Here is a 17,280-nt window from a genome sequence, read left to right on the forward strand (position 1 = left end):
GCCGCGTGTGATGCCGGCGCGGATGTCGCGAGCTCGTTACCGTGCCACTTGCCGTGCTATTTGCCGGCCAACAGCCCCTTGGCGATGTGGGTGATCTGCACTTCGTTGCTGCCGGCGTAGATCATCAGAGACTTGGCATCGCGCGCCAGCTGCTCGACGCGGTACTCGGTCATGTAGCCGTTGCCGCCGAAAAGCTGCACGGCGTCCATCGCGACATCGGTGGCGGCCTCCGAACAGTAGAGCTTGATGGCGGAGGCCTCTGCCAGGGACGGCGTCTTGTTCTCCGAGAGGCTCTCGATGGCATGGAACAGCATGTTGCGCACGTTGAGCCGGGCCACTTCCATCTTGGCCAGCTTGAGCTGGATGAGCTGGAACTGGGCAATTTCCTTGCCCCACAAGGTGCGGGTCTTGGCGTAATCCAGTGAGAGACGCAGGCACTCCTCGATGACCCCCAGCGCGAGTGCCGCCACCCCGATGCGTTCCATCGAGAAGTTGGCGCGCGCACTGTCTCGGCCGTCGCCCTGATCGTTGGTCTCTGTTTCGCCGAGGAGCCGGTCCCTGCCGAGGCGCACGTTCTCAAAGAACAACTGGCCGGTACGGGAGCTGTGAATACCCATCTTGCGGAAGGGTTTCGACTGCGTGAAGCCTTCCATGCCCTTGTCCAGCACGAACGTCAGCACCTTGCGATCGCGCGGATCAACCGGTTCCTGCGCTGTGTCTTCGTTCAACTTGGCGTAGACCACGATCACATCGGCATCGGGCCCGTTGGTGATGAACGTCTTCTGCCCGTTGAGGATGTAGTCCTCGCCGTCGCGCGTCACATATGTCTTCATGCCGCCGAACGCGTCGGAGCCCGAATCGGGTTCGGTGATGGCCCAGGCACCCACCTTCTCGTAGGTGACCAATTCGGGCAGCCAGCGTTCCATTTGCGCGGCGGTGCCGCGCGAAGCGATGGTCGGCACCGTCAGCCCCATGCTCACGCCCATACCGGTCACCAAACCCATGCAGACCCGGGAAATTTCGCTGGTGAGGACGAATCCCATACCGGCGGACCCACCGGCGAGGCCCATTGCTCCCCCGCCGCTGTCGGATTTCTTCGAATCGTCCAACGGTTCCCCGGCCGCCAGTGCGGCCTCACGGGTTTTCTTCTTCTCTATCTGCTTCTGCAGCGCCTCTTTGGCAAGAGCGTCGATGCCGAAGGTGGCGAACATCTTCCGGATGATGGGGTACGGCTCCATCTCGCCGGACTCCAGTGCGTCGACATGCGGTCTGACTTCCTTGTCGATGAACTGGCGAACGGCGTCACGCACCGCAAGGTCAATGGGTGACCAGTCGAGCATGTGTCCTGCTTTCTTCGGTGAAAGTGGTCGATATCTATTGGGCGCGGTGGCGCGTGCCTAGCCGAGCTCCCTGGCCAGCAATTCCTTGAGTCGCGCAACGGAGTTTTCGAGCTCTTCCTGCACGGCCTTGTCGATCGCGGTACCGATTGCTCCGGTGAGCATTTGCCCGGTGAAGGACGAGTCCACGTTCACTCTGGTGTTGTCGGCGTCGATTTCTTCCACGCTTGACTTGATGATGGCCTCGACTCCGGCCATGCCCGTGCCACCCAGCTTGAAGGCGCCCTTCTTGGCGGCCAGCACCTCATCGGCCGGGGTGAATTCCTGCACGGTCCACTCGACCGTGTTGGCCATCCCCATCAGGGTGACGATTTCGGAGAATTTGGTGCCGACCTTGATGTCGTCGATCGAGGGAACATCGCCTTTGAATCCGGTGTGGATGGTCATCCACTCGTCGTATTTGTTGAGGTCCGGCAACACCGACCAGAGCTTGTCGATGCTGTACGGGAGGTCGATGCTGGAGTGCAGCTCAGACATGGGCGAAAGACTCCTTTGTCATTGGTCTGGCTCGGATTGATGTCAACGGTTCCGAACGTAACATACATACCCTCGTGTATGTAAGATGCAATTACCGCAGATCTCGCACTCGAAACCGACTAAATGCAGGTGTATGGCGGTCAAATACCGACAGGCCTGTGGGTGATGGAATGGGGTTCGCCGGTTACCGAGCGGTAGCTCGGGCGCACGTTACATACAACTGTGCTCGTATGTATTACAGTGGCGCTCATGAGCACCCCCGAGGGCGCGGGCAACGACGCGGCGCCCCTCGCTGCCGGATTGTCCGAGAACGGGAGGCGGCAGCCCGCCGCCCCGGAATCTACCTCGGAGCCACCCTCCGCGGGGGCAGATTCGGCCCCTGCCGGCGCCACGATCGATATCGAGATCACCCGACCGAGGGTCAAACTGCATTCGCCGCCACTTCGTGTGGAGGCCGGGCGTTTTGGTCTCACGGTCGCCCGGCTGGTGGGATCGGGTGCGCGCCTGCTGGTGAAGCCCCGGCGCGGAAGGTCCCTGGAAGTGCGTGCCGCGCACGAGCTGCGGCGCACCTTCGCCCTCATGGGCCCGACCTACGTCAAGCTCGGCCAGCTCGTCGCGTCCTCCCCCGGCGTGTTCCCCGAAACGCTTTCCAACGAGTTCCGCACGCTACTCGACAGGGTGCCGCCGGCATCCTCGGAGCTGATTCGCCAGACCGTGCGCGAGCAGTTAGGTGCCGATCCGGCAACCATATTCGCGACTTTTGACGATCATCCGTTCGCTTCGGCGTCTATCGCTCAGGTTCACCACGCCACCCTCAAATCCGGCGAACGAGTGGTGGTGAAGATCCAGCGCCCCAAGATCCGCACCAGGCTCGCCGCCGATGTCCGGATCATCGGACGTCTGGCGCGCTTGATGGTCAAGACCGATCTGGGCCGGGCCACCAATGCCACCGAGATCGTCGAGGACTTCGAACAGAACCTCAACGAGGAGCTGGACTTCGCGGCCGAGGGCCATGCCATGGAGCAGTGGATCGCAAGCCTTGCCGACACCGAATACGGCGATAAGGTACGCGTTCCCAAAGTGTTCTGGGAGTACACCACCGAGCGGGTGCTGACGATGGAGTACGTCGAAGGCATCCGGATCGACAACATCGCCGAACTCGACTCGGCGGGCTTCGACGGGGTCGGATTGGTCAAGGCCATCGTCTATTCGCTGTTCGAGACCGGATTTCACAAGGGGCTGTTCCACGGAGACCTACACGCGGGCAATCTGCTCGTGGACTCTACCGGTCGGATTGTGTTCCTGGACTTCGGCATTGTCGGACGTATTGACGGACGCAGCCGCAAGATCTTTACCGAGATCATGGTCGACCTCTTCGTGAAGAATGATCACGCGGCAGTGAGTCGGGGCATCTACAAGCTCGGCGCCATCGGCGATCGGGCCAAGTCTGTCGACCCCACGGCGGCGGGCAAGGATATCTCCAATTTCACCAGCCCCCTGCAGCAGTCCAAACTTTCGGCCATCGAATACGGTCAGCTCGGCAAGCAGCTGGCCGTGATGGCCAAGCAGTACGACGTGCGGCTGCCCCGAGAGCTGGTGCTGATTTCCAAACAACTGCTGTACGTGGAGCGCTACATGAAGCTGTTGGCACCCGATTGGGCGCTGCTCTCGGATCCGTCGTTCATCGGATATTTCGGGAACATGGTCATCGCGGCCGAGCAATCGCGCATGGAAGAAGCGGCCGCGCGGGAGTCGGCGCGCGGAGGCTAGTCGGAAATGGTGAGCCTTCCGGTGTCCATGGTGCGTAACGCCGAGTCGAGCGGTGCGCCGACAGTCGGTGACTCGACGATGTTGAGCAGCATCGCCTTGGCCCGGGCCCAGCGCTGATCACGAACTTCCTGCGGTGCGTTCATGCTGTTGACCAGGATTCCGCGCACGGCATCCATCGCGGTGAGGGTGATGTTACGGATGACACGCAATTCCTCGTCGCTCTGACTCACCGATTGGCCCAGTGTGGAGAATTGTTGCATCACAATGAATTCGAACTGATCCATCTGGGCGGACAGCTCGGGATCGGTGCGTGCGGCGATCCATAGTTCCATGGTGGCGACGAACATCGACCCCTGGTGCATACGCCAGAGCGCGTCCAGGCAGCGGCTGATGAAGTCGGCGTCACTGTCACGGTCCAGCGCGATGAGTTCGGAGAGGATCTCCTGCCCCTGCTTGAACGCCAAGTGCCGCACCGACTCTCCGAGAAGCTCGGATTTCGACTGGAAATGATGGACCAGGGCGCCGCGGGTGACGCCGGCGCGTTGTGCCACCCGGGTGGTGGTGGTGCCCGCATATCCGTACTTGACCAGGCAGTCCACCGTGGCATCAAGCAGCCTGCTGCGCATGGCGGCGCTGCGTTCCTCCTGGGTCCGCCGCTCGACACGTTGGGTGCGCGCGGTCGACCGTGCTGGGCTATCGGCGGTGCGTGTCATTCTTGGGGCCCGTCTGTGTCGTTCTTGCTGTCCTTGATTTCTTCGCGGGCCTGTTGGTACTCCGATATCAAGGTGCCGAAGTAGGTGAGAATTTCCGGGTCGCCCACCGGCTGCCATTCGGGCGCCAGCAGTTTGGTGTACCGCTCGACGTAGAGCAACTGCTTACCGACCAGGATGAACTCCTTGGGGAGGATCGCGTCGTGCTCGCGGCCCAACGCGGTGAGCTGGCGGCCGATGGTGCCGTAGGAGATCTTGCCCAACGAGGTACCCATGGGGCGGGTGACCTTGCGAAGCGACTCGGCGACCTTGGCGGGGTCGGCGTGGGGATCGATGGCCCCGAGTTTGATCAGCGTGCGCGCCGCCGCCTCGTCGTCGGGTTCGAGAATGAGCGCGCCGATCAGCTCCCGCAGCGTCTTACGGGTCCGCTCATCGAGGCGACCCACGATTCCGAAGTCCAGGAACACAATTCGACCTTGTGGGTCGACCATCAGGTTTCCGGCGTGCAGGTCGCCATGGAAGGTGCCCGCGGCGAACGCGGAGTCGAACAGGGTGAGCATCAGGGTCTTCACCACTGCGGGGCCGTCGAACCCCGCGGCGCGGATGGCGTCCGCGTCGTCAATCCTGATCCCGTCGACGTATTCCATGGTGAGCACCTTGTCGGTGCATAGATCCGAATAGAGCTGGGGTACACGCACTCTCTGCGCGTACTTGGAGCCGGCGAGCCCCGCCGTCCAATCCCGCATGGCCTGGGCTTCCAGGGTGAAGTCCAGCTCCTCGGCAAGATTGGCCTCAAAGTCGCGCATCACCTCGTAGATGTTTGACATCCGGCCCATCTCGGTGAGTTCGAGACCGCGGGCGATCTGTTTGAGGATCTGCAGATCGGCGGCAAGCCGAGTGCGGATCGCGGGGCGCTGAATCTTGACGACGGCCGCCGTGCCGTCCTTGAGTGTCGCCTTGTGTACCTGGGCGATTGACGCCGATGCGAAGGGAACCTCATCGAATGACGCGAACACATCTTCCGGCGGTGCGCCGAGTTCGTCGGTCAGCATGGACCGGATGGTCTGGGGGTCCGCCGGTGGCACGTGGTCGAGCAACGACCGGAATTCCGCGGAGAGGTCCTCGGGGAACATCCCGGGTGACGAGGCGATGAGCTGCCCGAACTTGACGTAGGCGGGCCCGAGCTCGGCGAAGGACCGGCGCATCTCCTTGGCGATGACTTGGCGCAGGTCGCGTTCCGTGGGGCGTTGACTCAGGATCCGCGTTCCGGCCTTGAGTAGCTGGCCCGCCGTAGCGGCAAGTCGGTCGAACTGAATCTCGGCGGAGACCGGATCCAGTCTCCGGGGCCGCCGGGGTTCATCGGTTGCATCGCTCACCGCGACTTCCTCCGTCCACACCGGTCGTATAGGTCGGTGAGACATTACCGACAAACTGGTATGTATGTTAATCGAACGCCGGGAGTGGCTGGTGATGGTCAGCGCGGAGGCCGGGAATGAGGCCCGTGCGAGAGGTTCAGCGCAGCGCGCGCTCGATCTGGGCGATCCGGTCGTCGGCGAAGTCCAGCACGATCTTCGTGGGGTAAAGCGCGACCTTCAGAACACGAATCAGGGGGTCGACGACGTCGATGAGCGTCTCGAGGCTCGTCATCGTTCGGGCCAGCGTCGTGGTGGTTTCGGCCAGGTTGTTCAACGTGAGGTTCAGCGAATCCAGCGAGTCGTCAAGGCGCTCCAGGCTCGAATCGAGGTGATCGAGCATGCCGCCGACCCGGTCAGTGAGGTCGTGTACCTCCACCGCCATGGACTCGATGCTTCCGACGGTGCCGTCGATGTTCAACGCGACGTTGGCCAGCTTGCGGATCTTGCCGGTCGGCGCGGGCCGATGCCCGTTCCTGGTATAGACCTCCGCCATTGGAGTCACCTTTCCGTTGCTGACAGCCTAGGCGACGGGTGTGCGGACATCGATGAGCTATCCCGCCACGTGACTATTTGATGCTTTTTTGTGACGTGGCACACAGTACTGCTCACTGTGCCGACGCACGCTGCGAGGCGTGCGAACCGGCTCGCCGGCCGAAGAACGATGCTTCGCCGAGGCGGGTTCCGCTGCTATAGCCCTTGCCGTCCTGAGCAATGTTCGACGCGCTCGCGCCGGCCGCGTAGAGACCGGGAATTGACTGCCCGGATTCGGTGAGCACGCGCCCGTCGGCATCGGTGCGGAGCCCGCCGAGCGTGAATCCGGCGTACATCGCCTTGCCGAGGGTCAGATCGAATGCGCCCCAGGGGCCGGCCCCCTGCGAGGCGAGGTATTTCGGATGCTTGTGGAAGTCGGGGTCCTCTCCCCTGTCGGCGTGCTCGTTGTAGCGCTGCAGCGTCTTGTCCAGGTTGCCGGCCGGAATGCCTAGGGCTGCTTCCATTTCGGCGATGGTCTCCCAACCGTCGATGAACGGTGTCAAGGGCAGCGTCGGACGATCCATGTGTTCGGAATCGATGATCAGGTACGCGGCACTGTCGGGTTGGTCCATCACGAACCCGGATGTCCGGGAATGGTAGGAGTCCTCGGCGACGAACCGTTCACCGTTCTTGTTGACGATGATCCCGGTGAGCAGCCCCGAAGGCGGATACACCGGAGCGGTCACAAAAATCTGGTTCATGTTCCGGGTGCCGGCGCCCGCGGACACCCCGAGCCTGATGCCGAGTCCGTCGTCGTAGGTGCTGCCGAGTACGAATGGCTTCTCGGCGAGCTTGGGGGTGTACTGGGCCACCATAGCGGGGTTCATCACGAAGCCGCCGGCGGCAATGATCACCGACTTGGCCCGTATCGCACCGGTTTCCGCGAAGTGTTTCCATGTCGTACCCACGACCGCTCCCCCCTTGTCGAGGATGAGCGCGGTTGCTCCGGTCTCATAGCGGATGGGCACACCAAGGTCGCCGGCGCGTTGGGCGAGCAGGTCCACAACCATGCCCGCGCCACCGGTGTCACCGGGTTTGGGAACCTTATGCCCGCGCGGCGCGGGGACGGCTTCGTCGCGGTACGGCCACACCAGCTCGTTCCCCGTGAACATCAGCCCCTCGGTATTGGGCTGGATGACGGCCTTCTCCGGATAGAAACTGCGCTCGAACTGAAAGCCCAGCGCCTCAAGCCAATTGAAATGCTCGACGCTTCCCTCGCAGTACAGGCGGATCTTCTCCGGATCCGGATCCGGAGATACCGCCATCAGGTACTTGTACATCTCGTCGGCGCTGTCGGCATGCCCGGTGGCCTGCTGAACGGCGGTGCCGCCGCCCAGATAGAAGTGCCCACCCGCCATTGCGGTGGTACCACCCGCGGAGGCGGCGCGCTCGAGTACGAGCACCTGCGCACCGGTTTCGGCAGCCGATACAGCTGCGCATCCCCCGCCCATGCCAAAGCCGACGACGAGTACGTCCACCTCGTCAGACCACTCCGTGATGTCTTGGACCGCTACGGTTTCCGGTATCGCTGCGCTCATGCCTGCTCACTCTTGATGTAGTCGTAGAACGCCCGGATTTCGGGCGGGACAAAGGCCAGTTCCATGTAGGGCAAGGCGGCTGTGGGGGCCGATAGATAGGCAAAGCGCATGCCGCCGGGCATCACACCGGCCTGGACAACCTCCATGCCGCGTGCGACGGCATGATCGAGCGCCGCGTCAAGGTCGAGTGGTTCGACGCATACGTGATGCAGTCCCGCAGGATTGCGCTCCAGAAACTCCGAGTAGACGCTTGTCCCACTGACCGGGAGGATCAGCTCGAGCTGCATGTCGTCGAGATAGCTCAGTGCGATGGTCGCCGTGAAATCGGCCGGCCCGCCACGATACGTGCACGTCTCAGGACCAAAGTGCACATCTGGAATTCGCGTCCATTTCTTGACTCCGAATACGGTGCTGAGCATGCCTTCGGTGGCATCGAGATCATCAGTAACCCAAGCAATTTGGGTGACGCGTCCAAATCCAGAAACATCCGGCGGCACTGCCGATGTGGTCATGGGCCGATAGTAGCGTCCGCTGTGGCACAGGCCACCCCAGCCCACCTCAGCCCGCGGTATAGGCCTGTGTGGTGCGATCGGCCATCGCGCGGGCTTCCGCGGGGTCGATACCCGCGGCGACGGCGGCGTCGTACCACCGCTCACTGGAGCCGGTCATGAATGCGCGGCCCTCCTGGCTGGCCGCCCAGGCCGCGCCCTCCTCGGGGGTGATGCGATCTTCGGGCGAGGCGAGATATCCGGCCAGGCCAAGAAGTCCAGAATCCCAACCGACTCCGACGGCGCCCGGTCCGAACTGCAGCCAATGCTCGTCATCGTCGTTGATATCGGAGATGTGTTCCAGGGTGAAGGTGGCACGACCCTCGGGGTTTTGCGCCTCCGGCGCGATGGTCACCTCGATCCAGCTGGTGCCGCCGCATTCCCACGTTGCCGTGAAGGCACGGGGCGGATCGCAGGTGAGTACTTTTCCGGATGCGTTGCCCTCCAACGAGTAGTGGCCGCCGACGGACAAGTCGCCCGAGACCGGCAGGAACCATCGAGGAATGCGCTCGGCATTGGTGCACGCGTCCCACAGGTCTTCGGCATCGGTGTCGTAGGTCTGGCTGACGGTCACTACCCGCGCCTCGCGGGCCTCGAATGTCCTGGTTCCGACGGTGCGGCGGACGGAGTTGAGTTGGTGCTGAACATCGATCACGAGGCGCTCTCCTTGGGTGTGGTGGGGGCATTTCGGCGTTGTCGCTTGCCGCGGGCGATCTCCGTGGCCAGTGCGTCCAGGTGTGGAGTCCAGTTGCGGCGAAAGATGGCCAGCCATTGATCGACCTCGCGCAGCGGCGTGGTGTCAACGCGGTACAGCCGGCGCGTCCCCTCGGTGCGCACGGTGGCGAACCCGTTGTCGCGTAATACCTTCAGGTGCTGCGACACGGCCGGTTGGCTGATCGCGAACTCCGCCCGGATGACCTCGGCGACCGCACCGGAGGTCACCTCCCCCGCGTGGATCAGCTCCAGGATGCGCCGGCGCACCGGGTCGCCCAGGACATCGAAGGCGTGCATGTTGTCGACATTAGAAGTACAAACTTATATAAGTCAAGAATGAAATTCTAACCCCAGGTCAGTGGATCCAACCGCAGATAGAACGCCAAGCGCTCGGGGTCGGCTGGTGTTCCGTAGGCGTCCAGGAACCGCGCCTGACCGCTGATCGCGCGAGTCTCTTCGGTCCATGTTTCGCGGGAATTGGCGAAGAGCAGGGCGAGATCGGCGTGCCGGTCCGCCACCCCGAGTCTGCCGAGGTCGATAAAGCCGGCCACCGAGAAGTCCTCCGGCGAGATCACGATGTTCGGCAAACACAGGTCCCCGTGACACACGACCAGATCGCCGGGTTCCTGAGCCAGACGCTCGGCCAGTTGGGCGGTGACGCGTGACAACAACTGCTGGGTGGGTATCCCTCGGTCCTCGTCGGACAGGAAATCCGGGTTGACGGCGCGACGGGCGACCACATCCCGTGCCAGCGCCACCGTCGCGGCCAGGTCGCGGGAAAAGGGGCAGCAAGTCGTCGGCAGCGAGTGCAGCCGTCGCACCGCGTCGGCGATGGCAGGCCACGCCCTGTCCAGGTCGTCGGCGTCGAGCTGGTCGGCGGATATGCCCTCGACCGCCGAGGTGATCAGCACCGGACCGCCCGGTGCGGTCGACCACTCGAGCCCGGACGGGCCCGGGATCTGTTGACTGCTAAGCCATTCGATGCGGTCTCGTTCGGCCGCTAGGTCGATGCCACCTGTTTTCGCATAGCGCGAGTGGTCCGGTGATCGATAGACCCGGGCGCCGGACTCCCCCGTCGTGACGGGTTCCCAGGCCGAGAGGTCGATCAAACGCCCGTCCACGCCGCGTCGAGCCGGTGGGCGACGTCGATCGTGCGCGCCGCCATCGCCTTCGGATTGTTGACCTCCTGGGCCACATAGCTGGCGATGAATCGGCTGATCAGCTGGTCGACTCCCGCCAAGATGCGCAGTAGCTCCCCGCGGATCGTGTTGGAGGACACATCGACCGTGATGTCCGAGGGGCCGGGCGGCGCGACATCGATGACCAACTGCAGCGGTGCGGCGGCGCGGGCGGTGGCCTTGAGGGAGATGTTGCCCGCGACCTTGAATCGGCTCTTGTCGAGCTTCAGGTCGATCAGCAGATCGATGGCCAGCGGCACCTGGATGTCGAAGGTGATGGTCGGCCCATCGTTCCGGGTGACGACCGGGTCCAGGATCTGGACTTTCGCGGTCACTTTCGCAATCTTGCCGGGCCCCTGGGCCATGGGGCCGACTTCGAATGGCTCGCCCGCGATCGAGGCGACCGCAGCCCTTACCCGGGCTTCGCTGACGGCTATCTCGAAGAACGCCCTGCCAAATTCCTCGTAGGTGAGGTACTGGTGGTCAACTGGTTCGCTGTCCATAGTGAGAGATACCGTCTCATGGACCGGGCTAGAAGTGTGAACCGCCGGGGCATCCGTGTGTCTGAAACGTCGAACCTCCAGCAATCGGAATCGCCATCGCATCCGTAGCAAATATGTGACAGATGTTACGTAGCACGTAGGTGGCCAGAAAACCCATATGCGGCTATATAAGGTCTGCTGTTGCGCTCTGAGCTATCAGCAGCGGGACGCCGCACTGGGCGACTGCCGGAGACTTCGGCGGGGATCAGTCGCTGCGGCTTTGGGCAAGAGCTTCGGGGGTGATTGCCTGGCGGACGCTGGCCCGTCGTTCTTCGATCGTGCGGCCGAACTCCTGCATGAGCACCGGGTTGCGGTGCACCAGTGTCTCGACCTGTTCCCGTTCAATCTGTACGACGGTGACCTCACCCACCGCATAGGCGCGGCCGACCACGGGCTGGCGGGTCAGCGTGCTCTGCCCGAGGAAGGAGCCCTCATCGAGAGTGGCCACCGATATCTCCGTGCCGTCGGCCGTGACCGCGGTCAGTAACACGCGGCCCGAGACGATGAACAACATATGATTCGGCACCTCGCCGGAGTCCTGGATCTTCTCGTCGGCGCCGTACCTCTGGAGTGTCGAGTGCGCGATGAGCGCCTGCTGGTCTTCGGGGCCTATCCGCAATGTCGGTGCGACCACGGTCTGTATCGCGTCTGCGACTCGTTCGGGTGTGGACCACGCCTCGGTGGCGTGATCGAGGTGAAGCCCTTCCCGCCGAGCGGCATACCAGATCCAGCGCAGGAAGGTCGCCTTCGCTTGGCCGTCATTGTCGAAGGACCGCAGCGGAATGGTGGTGCGATACTCAATGCCACCCAAAGGGATTGACGAAGGTTGCGCGCCTTCGCGGAGTTGTGGCAACCCGGCGGCCACCTTCAATAGCGTGGCACAGACCTGATCTGGCGGATCGTCCAGGGAGAAGACGCTGACGATCGCGATCTTGTGCTTGCCCTCGGGGCGGCTCACGTTGGTGAACGACGCGGTTGCCAACACTGAGTTCGGAGTGATCTGGAGTCCACTGTCAGTCTGGAGATGTACGGCACGCCAATTGACTTCGACTACGTGGCCGTGTGCGGTCGGGGTATCCAACCAGTCCCCTATCCGAAACGGTTGCTCGAAGAGCATCAACAGACCAGAGACGATCTGACCGACAGACTGTTGCAGCGCGAGCCCCATCACGATGGATGTCACCCCGAGCGCGGTGAACAGTCCCCGCACGTTGGCGCCCCAGATATAGGAAAAGATCATCCCCAGACCGACGACGATCACGACGAACCGTGCGACGTCGACGAAGATGATGGGGACCCGTTTGCGCCACGTTCCTTCGGGGGCACCGTGGAAGAGAGTGGCACTCACACCCGAGAGCACCAGCACCAACACCACGAATGCGAAGAGGGTGCCCACCAGCCGCACTGACGTTGCCTCGGGCGGGATCTGCTTCGCCTCGATCAGGAGCAGCAGCAGGGCGCCCAGTGGGAGCAGATAGTTGCGCAGGACAGTGACCGGCCGCACCAGGACGCTGCGCTTGGCGCGCAATGCCTGCTGCCACTCCGTCAGCACTATCAACCCCAACGGAAGCCCAAGGGCGATACCAACTGACCAGAAAAACCAGGGTGACGTGAGGATGTCGGTCATCACTGCTGCTCCGACAACCGCCAGATAGGTTGTTCTTCCCCGTCGACGGTGACCACTCCGGCCGGTGTGAAGTCGAACGTTTCCTGGAGGGCATCGTGTACTCGCGACGTGACGTAGATTCCCTGCTGCGGCGAACCACTTTTCACCTGATATGCGAGATTGACTGCTGCCCCCCACATTTCGTAGACCATCGTGGGACGGCCGACCAGTCCGCTGCTGACCGTGCCGGTGTCCACACCCGCCCTCAGGCTCAGTTCGTACCCGGTCTCGCTGTTGAACCGCCTGATGATTCCCTGGCATGCGAGGGCGAAATCGACGATCCTGCGCACATTGTCCAGCCGTGGAGTATTGAGACCACAGCTTCCCAGATAGCCGTTGTGTGCTGTGCGTACCCGCTCGATTCCGAGATCTTCGGATACCGCATCGAGCTGGCGGACAAGATCATTGACAAGTGCGAGGGAATCCTCGGATGCCAGCTCAGCCTGGAGGCGGTCCAGACCGACGATATCGGCGAATACGACCGACACGTCGTGACGTTCGGTGGCGATAAGCTCCTCGCCTTGCCGGTACCGCTGAGCGAAAGGTTCGGGCATCAATGACCGTAGTAGCCGGTCGTTCTCTTGACGCTGTTCGGTGAGCAGGTCTTCCTTGACAGTCAGACTCCTGCTCATTTCATTGAATGCTCTTGTCAGATCTGCGATTTCGTCGCGTGTTTCGATCGGGATGGCGACTGTGTAGTTGCCGGCACTGATTCTCTGTGCCCCCTCTTCCAGCCGCCTGATCGGCCGAACGAAGAGCTGTGCGAAAAACGCCGCGGCCAGGCAGACGGCGAAGATAATGCCGGTGGTCGAGACCACGATGGTCTTGGTGAATGACACCTCGCGCTCGAACGCCTCCGCGGTGTCGACCGTAGCGATCACCGACCAGTGCACATCGGAATCCGGCAGCTTCAGCGGCGCATACGACTGCAATGTCTGCTGGCCTAGGTAGTTGGTCGCGATGAGGGTTCCCGATTGACCGCGTTGCGCTGCCTGGGTGGCTTCGGAATCCACCGGTTGGACCAGTGTCGTGCCGCCGAGCCGGATGGCCTGATCGGCCACATCGGCAGGAGTGCCCGCCGCGACGACATCGCGCTTGTAGCTCTGCGGATTTTCCAGGAACAGGCGCGAATCCGAGCGCATCAGACCATCCGGGCCGGCGAGATAGGATTCCCCCGTCCTGCCCATACCCACAGCCTCCCAACGTTTCTCGAAAGTCATCAGCCTGTTGATCTTGGACGCCGGAAACTGCAGGGCGAGCACGCCCGTCGCCCTGCCATTGGCGATGACAGGCGCCACGATCCAGGCGGTGGGCTCGTTCTCGGCTGGCTGGTAGATCTCGAAGTCGGTGAACAGTACAAAGTTCGAATCATTGGACGTCAGCGCTCGTTGATACGCGTCATGCAGTTTGGATCCGTTGTATGGGCCCGTCAGAATGTTGGTACCCAAGTCGACATCTTTGAACGCCGTATAGACGACGTTTCCGCGAGCATCGAGTAGCAGTGCGTCCTGAAACTCGAAGCGGGTAGCGATCTCACGGAAGTACTCCTGATAACGGGCGTTCGCCGCCGACCAGGCGCTGCCGTCATGGGCATCGTTGATGGTGATGGCTACGTCGTCGGATTTCCGGTGAGCCGTATAGACGGCCTGCAGATAGCGTTGGGCGTTTGTCGTGGGCAGTACGGCCTCGGCGTCGAGTTTGATTCCGCTGTTCTGCTCGGTCTGCTTGAGGAAGTTGCTGTTGTAGTAGTTGACGATCGATTGCCACTGCGCGGGGTCGACGGTCGCGTTGGACAACTGGTCAAAGCCGGTGGTGAAGGCATCGAGGGCTGCGGGGACCGTTGTCCCGTGGGAATAGATGGCCAGTGAGTTCTTCAGATCCGAAAGCTGCTCGGTGAGTGCCCGCGATTGCGACTCGCGTAACTCTGTAAGCCGGGTGAACACGGTCGTACGCAGTCCATTGCGGCCAACCTGAAAGGCGATGATCCCGACCACCGCGGCACCCACGATGGTGCACACCACCATCATCGCAATCAGTTTGGACTGAATGCTGACCCTCGTCAGTGGGCGGAAGCGCAGCAGTCTGAACCTTCTGGCTTCACCGGACTCCGGTGCCTGCCCCTCGGCCTCGCGTGTAACCCGCACCCTCGGCGTCCCTTCGACGGCCCAGCTAGACGACTGCTCAGTGTGGCAGAAAGGGATGCTCCTGGGACCGACTCTGATCAAGATCGGCGAGAACACGTTGGTCGGCAGCCAGCCTCAACTGGTGGCTTGCCCGCCACCCGGCTATCGGCGGTGGCCAAACCCTTTGAATACCAACGCGATGAACGCGGGACTTTCCTACTTACAGGATGTAGAGCATTTCCTGGTAGGTCGGCAGCGGCCACAGGTCATCGGCCACTATCCCTTCGAGCGTGTCGGCGGCGGCCCGCACCGCATCCATGGCAGGTAGCAGGCTCTTGGCGTGCTCCGCTTCTTCCAGCGCGCTGACGGCGGAGTCGCTCTCGATTCCCTTCTTCAGGTCGGCAAGGGCGGCGACAAGGTCGGCGATGGGGGCCGATATGTCCTCCAGCAAGGTGGTGCTCGGCGTCATCCCGGCGGCCTTCAGCGTGGCGACGTTTTGCGCGATCTCTGTCTGGTAGCGCAGCGCGGCCGGCAGCACGACTGTCGAAGCCAGCTCCAACGACAGCTTCGCCTCGACGTGAATGGTCAGCGCGTACTGCTCAAGGCCTATCTCGTAGCGGCTGTGCATCTCCCGGTCGTTGAAGACCTTGTATTTGTCGAACAACTCGAGGGCTTCGGGCTTGATCAGCTCCGGGAGCGCATCCAAGGTGGTCTTCAGATTCGGCAGCCCCCGAACGGCTGCTTCGGTCTGCCACTCCTCGGAATAGCCGTCCCCGTTGAACACCACGGCACCGTGTTCGGTGATGATGTCGGTGAGAAGCTGCTGAACGGCTTTGTCGAAGTCAGTACCGTCCGCGACTTCCTTCTCCAGCACGGTGGCGATGTAGTCCAGCGATTCCGCCATGATCGTGTTGATCGTTACCATCGGCGCGGCCACCGTCTGCATCGAGCCAGGAGCGCGGAATTCGAAGCGGTTGCCGGTGAATGCAAATGGGCTGGTGCGGTTGCGGTCTCCCGGATCGGTGGGCAGGACCGGCAGTGTGTCGACGCCGATAATCATGCTGCCCTTGCCTTTTGACGAGGTTGCCGCACCCTTGGCGATCTGCTCGAACACATCGGCCAGCTGATCGCCGAGGAAGATCGAGATAATGGCCGGCGGGGCCTCGTTCGCGCCAAGACGGTGGTCGTTGGTCGCCGATGCCACTGAAACTCGCAGCAGCCCACCGAATTTGTGCACAGCCCGGATAACCGCCGCGCAGAAGACCAGGAACTGGGCGTTCTCGTGCGGGGTATCCCCCGGCACGAGAAGGCTGCCGAACTGCGAGTTCCCCAACGAAAAGTTGACGTGCTTGCCAGAACCATTGACTCCGGCAAAGGGCTTCTCGTGAAACAGGCATTCCATCCCGTGTTTCTTGGCGATCGTCTTGAACGTCGTCATGAGCAGCTGCTGGTGATCAGAGGCGATGTTGGCACGCTCGAACATGGGGGCGATCTCGAACTGACCGGGCGCGACCTCGTTGTGCCGGGTCTTGGCCGGGATGCCGAGTTTGAACAGTTCACGCTCGGTATCCATCATGAAGCCGAGAACCCGCTCGGGCACCGCACCGAAGTAGTGGTCGTCGAACTCCTGGCCCTTCGGTGGCTTGGCGCCGAACAGTGTGCGACCGGCGTTGATCAGGTCCGGGCGGGCCAGGAAGAAGTGACGGTCGACAAGGAAGTACTCCTGCTCCGGACCGCAGAACGACACGATGTGATCGAAATTGCTGTGACCGAATAGTTTCAGGATGCGCTCGGCGTGCTCGCCCATCGCCTGCTGGCTGCGCAGCAGCGGAGTCTTGTGGTCCAGAGCCTCACCGGTCATCGACACGAACACCGTCGGGATGCATAGCGTGTTGCCGTTGGGGTTTTCGAGGATGTATGCGGGGCTGGTCACATCCCAGCCCGTGTATCCCCGGGCCTCGAAGGTGTTGCGTAGGCCGCCACTGGGGAAGCTGGAGGCGTCGGGCTCGCCCTGAATCAGGGTTTTACCCGCGAACTCGGCCAGAGTCGCGCCGTCGCTGATCGGTTCCAGAAAGCTGTCGTGCTTTTCGGCGGTCAGACCCGTCAACGGGTAGAAGACGTGCGCGTAGTGGGTAGCGCCCTTTTCCAGTGCCCAGTCCTTCATCGCCGAAGCGACGGCATCGGCCACGGCCGGGTCCAGCTTGACGCCCTTCTCGACCGTGGCAGTCACGGATTTGTAAACCGACTTGGGAAGCCGTTGCTGCATAACGGCCTTGCTAAAGACGTTCGCGCCGAAGACCTCCCCCGGTTCTTCGCCGACCACGAAGCTGATCGCCGGAGGCACGTAGGCTTCGACATTGTTGATCGCCTGCAGACGCACAGCATTTCCGCTCAATTGACTTCCTATCCCTGGGATGGGCCCGCAGCCGATTCGCGGGCGACCAACGTGGCTACGCTAGGGACAACCGATAACCGGCATGTTTCCTACACGTCAACACCAGTGTCCCGGGCGCGGGAACTTCCGCCGACCTACTGCGCCGATTTCGGCTCGCGCTGAGTACTTCACGCACATGCAACATCTACGAGCTGTGTTTGACACATCTGCTGCGCATTCTTCTGGCCGCGGCTCCTTATGGCCGCGCACCTTTCCAAGCCGCCAAGGAGGAATGCA

15 protein-coding genes are annotated in these 17,280 nt (G+C 62.4%); 1 reads left to right on the forward strand and 14 read right to left on the reverse strand.

Annotation, left to right across the window (positions count from 1 at the left end; all coding sequences use genetic code 11):
• Nucleotides 1–56: 56 nt before the first annotated feature.
• Nucleotides 57–1,340 carry an acyl-CoA dehydrogenase family protein gene (locus B4393_RS24635; protein WP_078336362.1) on the reverse strand — a complete coding sequence of 428 codons (1,284 nt, stop codon included), beginning with the start codon at nucleotides 1,338–1,340 and terminating at the stop codon, nucleotides 57–59.
• A 57-nt stretch (nucleotides 1,341–1,397) separates the two neighbouring features.
• The gene (locus B4393_RS24640; protein WP_078336363.1) at nucleotides 1,398–1,874 is read right to left on the reverse strand and encodes a type II toxin-antitoxin system Rv0910 family toxin; all 477 of its coding nucleotides are present in this window, start codon (nucleotides 1,872–1,874) and stop codon (nucleotides 1,398–1,400) included.
• A gap of 249 nt (nucleotides 1,875–2,123) precedes the next feature.
• Between B4393_RS24640 and B4393_RS24645 the strand changes: the two genes are divergently transcribed.
• Complete coding sequence (locus B4393_RS24645; RefSeq protein WP_078336364.1) at nucleotides 2,124–3,644, forward strand: ABC1 kinase family protein; 1,521 nt, start codon at nucleotides 2,124–2,126, stop codon at nucleotides 3,642–3,644.
• Here the strand turns inward: B4393_RS24645 and B4393_RS24650 are convergent.
• From B4393_RS24650 to B4393_RS24705, 12 genes are all read right to left on the reverse strand, one after another.
• Nucleotides 3,641–4,270: a TetR/AcrR family transcriptional regulator gene (locus B4393_RS24650; protein ID WP_078336383.1), complete on the reverse strand. Its 630-nt coding sequence runs from the start codon at nucleotides 4,268–4,270 to the stop codon at nucleotides 3,641–3,643. The two genes, B4393_RS24645 and B4393_RS24650, sit on opposite strands and share 4 nt — an antisense overlap.
• 83 nt (nucleotides 4,271–4,353) lie before the next feature.
• Nucleotides 4,354–5,730, reverse strand: a complete 1,377-nt coding sequence (locus B4393_RS24655) for an ABC1 kinase family protein (RefSeq protein WP_078336384.1) — start codon at nucleotides 5,728–5,730, stop codon at nucleotides 4,354–4,356.
• Between the two features lie 136 nt (nucleotides 5,731–5,866).
• Nucleotides 5,867–6,262 carry a hypothetical protein gene (locus B4393_RS24660; RefSeq protein WP_078283102.1) on the reverse strand — a complete coding sequence of 132 codons (396 nt, stop codon included), beginning with the start codon at nucleotides 6,260–6,262 and terminating at the stop codon, nucleotides 5,867–5,869.
• 112 nt (nucleotides 6,263–6,374) lie between these two features.
• The gene (locus B4393_RS24665; protein WP_078336365.1) at nucleotides 6,375–7,838 is read right to left on the reverse strand and encodes an FAD-binding protein; all 1,464 of its coding nucleotides are present in this window, start codon (nucleotides 7,836–7,838) and stop codon (nucleotides 6,375–6,377) included.
• Nucleotides 7,835–8,350: a VOC family protein gene (locus B4393_RS24670; protein WP_078336366.1), complete on the reverse strand. Its 516-nt coding sequence runs from the start codon at nucleotides 8,348–8,350 to the stop codon at nucleotides 7,835–7,837. Before B4393_RS24670 ends, B4393_RS24665 begins: the two co-directional genes overlap by 4 nt.
• A 46-nt stretch (nucleotides 8,351–8,396) precedes the next feature.
• Nucleotides 8,397–9,041, reverse strand: a complete 645-nt coding sequence (locus tag B4393_RS24675; protein WP_078336367.1) for an SRPBCC family protein — start codon at nucleotides 9,039–9,041, stop codon at nucleotides 8,397–8,399.
• Nucleotides 9,038–9,397, reverse strand: a complete 360-nt coding sequence (locus B4393_RS24680) for an ArsR/SmtB family transcription factor (protein ID WP_078336368.1) — start codon at nucleotides 9,395–9,397, stop codon at nucleotides 9,038–9,040. Before B4393_RS24680 ends, B4393_RS24675 begins: the two co-directional genes overlap by 4 nt.
• A 47-nt stretch (nucleotides 9,398–9,444) precedes the next feature.
• The gene (locus B4393_RS24685; RefSeq protein ID WP_078336369.1) at nucleotides 9,445–10,221 is read right to left on the reverse strand and encodes an APH(3'') family aminoglycoside O-phosphotransferase; all 777 of its coding nucleotides are present in this window, start codon (nucleotides 10,219–10,221) and stop codon (nucleotides 9,445–9,447) included.
• Nucleotides 10,206–10,781 (reverse strand): hypothetical protein, encoded by a 576-nt coding sequence (locus B4393_RS24690; protein WP_070939980.1) that lies wholly within the window; start codon nucleotides 10,779–10,781, stop codon nucleotides 10,206–10,208. Before B4393_RS24690 ends, B4393_RS24685 begins: the two co-directional genes overlap by 16 nt.
• A gap of 244 nt (nucleotides 10,782–11,025) precedes the next feature.
• The gene (locus B4393_RS24695) at nucleotides 11,026–12,447 is read right to left on the reverse strand and encodes a mechanosensitive ion channel family protein (RefSeq protein ID WP_078336370.1); all 1,422 of its coding nucleotides are present in this window, start codon (nucleotides 12,445–12,447) and stop codon (nucleotides 11,026–11,028) included.
• Nucleotides 12,447–14,513: an adenylate/guanylate cyclase domain-containing protein gene (locus B4393_RS24700; protein WP_109551752.1), complete on the reverse strand. Its 2,067-nt coding sequence runs from the start codon at nucleotides 14,511–14,513 to the stop codon at nucleotides 12,447–12,449. Before B4393_RS24700 ends, B4393_RS24695 begins: the two co-directional genes overlap by 1 nt.
• A 316-nt stretch (nucleotides 14,514–14,829) precedes the next feature.
• On the reverse strand, nucleotides 14,830–17,004 hold the full coding sequence (locus tag B4393_RS24705) for a glutamine synthetase III family protein (protein WP_078336371.1): 2,175 nt from the start codon (nucleotides 17,002–17,004) through the stop codon (nucleotides 14,830–14,832).
• Between the last annotated feature and the right edge of the window lie 276 nt (nucleotides 17,005–17,280).

The organism is Mycobacteroides franklinii (genome assembly GCF_002013895.1).
GTDB lineage: Bacteria > Actinomycetota > Actinomycetes > Mycobacteriales > Mycobacteriaceae > Mycobacterium > Mycobacterium franklinii.